Here is a 4,509-nt window from a genome sequence, read left to right on the forward strand (position 1 = left end):
GTTCGCACTCGATTACACGCCAATACGGTCGAAAACTCCTTGCACTACGGGCGGCAACCACAGAAGCGACTACACCGGAGCCGCAGCCCTGCTGGGCAGTTTGCCCACTGCGGAATGGAATAGATGCTCGCCGACCGAGGCTATGACGCCGACTGGTTCAGGGATGCGTTGAAAGACAAGGGGATACGCCCCTGCATCCCAGGCCAGAAGTCCCGCGGCAAGACGGTCCGCTACGACAAACGGCGTTACCGGCGCCGCAACCGGATCGAGATCATGTTTGGCCGATTGAAAGACTGGCGCCGCGTTGCAACCCGTTACGACCGATGCGCAAAGACCTTCCTCTCCGCCGTCGCCCTCGCTGCAACTGTCATCTTCTGGCTTTGACGATCAATGAGTCTGGACCCTAGTGGATACCAGCTTGCATCACGATCTGCGCGCCCTGTGAAACACTTTTGTCAACAGCGCCTAAGTATGCCATGAATCTTGTCGCGACATTTTGAATTATCTGATATACACTACATTCCACTTCGACGGTATTTATAGATAGCTTCTGTATTACCGGAAAATTTGGAAATCCAACCTGGGTTTCGTTAAAGATGTCGCCCCAATCTTCCGACTCAAGTTCAAAGGCAATTTCATCAAGGAGTTGATTCACATACATTTCATCGACTAGATTGTAGTTGTTAAAGTGTATCCTCGCTTCACAGTTCACAATATCCCAAAACGAGTGGTATTGCAGTACGGATATAATGTATTGTTTAGCTCCAGGAGCTTGACCTAAGAATCCATGATCCGTTAACTTACGGTAGGTTTTATAGTTGATACCCATTATGAACATTGCGCCTATCGGATCCAGTGGCGCCCGAAGATAGTCAGCGTTTGGCATTTTGAGGTTCCTATATTCTGATCGGCTGGCATAAATTGGCTTCGGCAGCTCACAATGCTGGTTGACCGTCATTATATAAACGCACACCCATGCTTTTATATTTCGGCCGGCGTGTGATCGTGATATTTGTTCAGCGCCTGCTTCCCATTGTCAGGGCTGATAGCCATGTCGCATCGCTAGAGCTCTCCATCGCAGGAGTTTTTCAGATATGGAAGGAATATTGGTTCATTTTTGGGTGGCTCTGGTTGTGAATTGATCAGTTTAGTGGACGCTGCTCCTCGTCTTCCATTTCTATGCGGATCAAGGTTAATAATATATTACTGGAAAGTGCCCAGCTAGGTGTTTGACCCCCCGTTTTGATGGTGCGATCCTTTCGCAGGAATGGAAGGAAGCACTATGGGGGCGTTGTTGCAAAACCCTGTCTTCCAAGGATTCACATCGCGAATCGATGCGGTTAGACGGGGCGCATGAGCAAGCCATCACCCGCCCGCTACCGCACGACGAACTGGTCCAGTTACACGGCGTCTCTGCGCAAGCGCGGATCCCTGCTGATCTGGCTGGACAAGGACATGTCCTGGCTTGGGCCGCATGACGGCAGCCCCGGTCGACCTGCGGTGTTTGCGGACGCGGCGATCCAGTTCTGCCTGACGATAAAGGTCTTGTTCAAGCTGCCGCTCAGGCAGACGACCGGGATGGTGGCCAGCCTGCTGAAGATGGCTGGGCTGGACTGGGCTGTGCCAGACTATACGACCCTGTGCCGGAGGCAGAAGACCTTGGCCGTCGAGATGCCCTATCGGCGCGCCGATGCCCCCCTGAACCTGCTCGTCGACAGCACCGGCATCAAGTTCCTCGGTGATGGCGAGTGGCAGGCCCGAAAGCATGGTGTTCAGGGCCGACGCCAGTGGCGCAAGGTGCATCTGGCCATGGACACCGCCACCTCGGACATCCGCGCGGTGGAATTCACCTCCAGCAGCGATGGCGACAGTCCGGTCCTGCCGGAACTGCTCAACCAGATCCCCGAGGACGAAGACATCGGCACCGTGACCGCCGATGGTGCCTATGACACCCGCCGCTGTCACACCGCCATCATCGACCGCCAGGCCACCGCGATCATTCCGATCCGCAAGAACGGTCGACCCTGGAAAGCGGACTGCCCGGCCGCAATCGCTAGAAACGAAACCCTGCGTGCCACCCGGCACTATGGCCGGGCATTCTGGAAGCGCTGGACGGGATACCATGTCCGCAGCCGCATCGAGGCGAAAATGCGGTGCCTGAAGGCCTTCGGTGAACGCATCGCAGCAAGAGACCCTGACCGCCAGACCGCTGAAATCCAGATCCGCATCGCACTGATGAACCGCTTCTCGGCCCTTGGAACGGCCGAGATCGTTCGCGTGGCCTGATGCTGACGGGGAAAGGGGCCATCATGCCTCAAGCGTGAGTTACGCAACAACGCCGCTCTGATGATCGTTTCCATCTGACGCTGTGCAATCCCCCGTTTCATGCGTCGCCTGCACAGGCGGAAGAGGGCACGCGGCGCAAGTGGCGGAATCTTGGCAAGGGCCCCTCTGCCGAACTCAATTTTGGCGGCCAGAATACCGAGCTCTGGTGCCCGGGTGGCGAAATCAGCTTCATCGCCAGAATGGTCGAGCAGAGCATGAATTTCGCCGACCATTGCCTATGGTTCACCTGCCTGGTGTCCAAGAAAGACAACCTCAAGCCACTCTCCAGACTGCTGAAGAAAGCGAAAGTTGCCGAATTCAAGGTTGTCGAAATGGCGCAGGGCCAGAAGACCAGTCGGTTTATTGCCTGGACTTACTATCCAGAAGGGCAGAGATCCCTATAGGTGCATCAGGTTCAGCAACAGGTCAGCGCACAGGCACTCATCAGGTTAAACTGCGGTGTTCCTTGATGAGCGACCGCTTTAGGGGCCGCCGCGCCGCAGCGGCGGCCCGCTCTCGAGCGGCTGCTCAGGGCCGGCCGAGAGGGTACACCCCGTGGCCTGAACCTTCCATATCCACATCCAGCCTGCGCAAAAATGTATTCACTGCGATCATGGTCACAAGCGAAGTCCTTGTCCCCTCAGGATTGAACTAGGTCGCGGGCAAGAAGATCGAGACTGACGTGCCCATTTCAGAGGTGACAATCGTCAAACCGCCACCCAATTCTCTGGACACGCCAAAAGCCATCGAAAGGCCCAGCCCAGTGCCTTTACCAACTGCCTTTGTCGTGAAGAACGGCTCAAGAACTTGGGGCAGAATATGCGTCGGGATGCCACTTCCTTGATCCTGCACCGTGATCTTCACATATTTCCCCACCCCCAAGGACGATCCGTCAGCAATAACTTGCGCCTTGGTCAAACGGACGACCAAACTGGAAAGTGTGATATCTCCGCCATTTGGCATGGCATCAACTGCATTGATCACCAGATTGATCAAAGACGAAAGAAGCTGCGCCCGATCCGCCATGAAATTTTGTTTTTCCAAACCTCGTTCGATCTTGATTGAGACCGAGGTCGGAATAAGCCGACGGGTCAGCGACACGAGCCCTTCAAGGATTTCATCGCTGTCCTGCAGGGCTAAAGACAGGCGTTCTTTCCGGGCGAAGGCCAGCAATTGCTTAACCGTCTTAGCCGCCTGTCGCGCTGCGACCGAAGCCTCGGCGATCGATGCGTGTCGCTCTTCCGGGTCTTCGACAAGCGCCAAAAGTTCCAGATGGCCAAGAATTGCGGTTAAGTTGTTGTTGAAGTCATGTGCAACCCCTCCGGCCAAGCGCCCGATGGCCGCCATCTTCTCCGCTTGGCGTGATCGTAGGTTGGCCTCGGCAGCTTTAATGCGCAGCCGCCTAGAAACTTGTGCCGCTTCGACAAAATAGTACAGCAGCGCAGAACCGCTCGCTATGAGTCCGAGCTTTGCGAAAGGGTCAGTGAATTGTGGGATCAGTTTTAGGAAGACCACCGCAATCATTGTCCCGACCACTGCTATTTCTCCATAGACCATAATTGGAGCGCTGTCGCTGCGTCGAACCAGAAAGACGAGGATGCAGCCGACCAAAGCTGCCCCGCAAATCGACAAGGCGCGATCGTTTTCGCAGATCATGAGGGCAGGCATCCAGAGGAAGCTGGCCAATAGTAAAAGGAAAAGCAGTCCCGAAATAACCTCGTCCCGAGGTGTTGCGCGAGGCATCCGCGCCTTGAGAAAAAAGTGATAGGTTGCATGAGCGACGAGAAAAGATGCTGCCCAGACCCAAGAGCTGTTCCAACCGGTATAGCCGTAAAGAAGGCCACTGCCCCCAATCACCCCAAGAAGACGGACGGCAACCTCTCTGCGGTTGCCATACTCCACCTCAAAAAGGCGAGCAAGTTCTTCGGAGGGATTGGACTGGCCACGCAATGGTGAATACCACCTTCTGAAGTCACGCAGTCGATTCAACGGGCAAATAGCTTCCCGCTCGATGCGATGAGTATTCCTTCCTCCTAGTTCGAAAGCAAGCGCTCACAATTGGTGCAGCCGCTGACAACTGCTTCGCTTCTAGGGTCCAGACTCATTGATCGTCAAAGCCAGAACATGACAGTTGCGGCGAGGGCGACGGCGGAGAGGAAGGTCTTGGCGCACCTGTCATAGCGG

General features: G+C 55.3%; 3 protein-coding genes and 2 pseudogenes. 3 read left to right on the forward strand and 2 right to left on the reverse strand.

All coding sequences use genetic code 11. The annotated features are described in order from the left end of the window. Positions 1 to 64: 64 nt before the first annotated feature. Positions 65 to 384: pseudogene (locus J2X53_RS22330) on the forward strand (transposase); the annotation flags it as partial. A 19-nt stretch (positions 385 to 403) separates the two neighbouring features. Here the strand turns inward: J2X53_RS22330 and J2X53_RS22335 are convergent. Beyond that, complete coding sequence (locus J2X53_RS22335; RefSeq protein ID WP_349039689.1) at positions 404 to 958, reverse strand: hypothetical protein; 555 nt, start codon at positions 956 to 958, stop codon at positions 404 to 406. A 395-nt stretch (positions 959 to 1,353) separates the two neighbouring features. On the opposite strand from J2X53_RS22335, the gene J2X53_RS22340 reads away from it, so the two are divergent. After that, the gene (locus tag J2X53_RS22340) at positions 1,354 to 2,286 is read left to right on the forward strand and encodes an IS5 family transposase (RefSeq protein ID WP_349039690.1); all 933 of its coding nucleotides are present in this window, start codon (positions 1,354 to 1,356) and stop codon (positions 2,284 to 2,286) included. 68 nt (positions 2,287 to 2,354) lie between these two features. Then, positions 2,355 to 2,729 (forward strand): annotated as a pseudogene (locus J2X53_RS22345) (RlmF-related methyltransferase); the annotation flags it as partial. Positions 2,730 to 2,976: 247 nt separating this feature from the next. Here J2X53_RS22345 and J2X53_RS22350 read toward each other — a convergent pair. Next, complete coding sequence (locus tag J2X53_RS22350; protein ID WP_349039691.1) at positions 2,977 to 4,275, reverse strand: ATP-binding protein; 1,299 nt, start codon at positions 4,273 to 4,275, stop codon at positions 2,977 to 2,979. Between the last annotated feature and the right edge of the window lie 234 nt (positions 4,276 to 4,509).

It is taken from the genome of Pseudotabrizicola sp. 4114 (assembly GCF_031457365.1).
Taxonomy (GTDB): domain Bacteria; phylum Pseudomonadota; class Alphaproteobacteria; order Rhodobacterales; family Rhodobacteraceae; genus Pseudotabrizicola.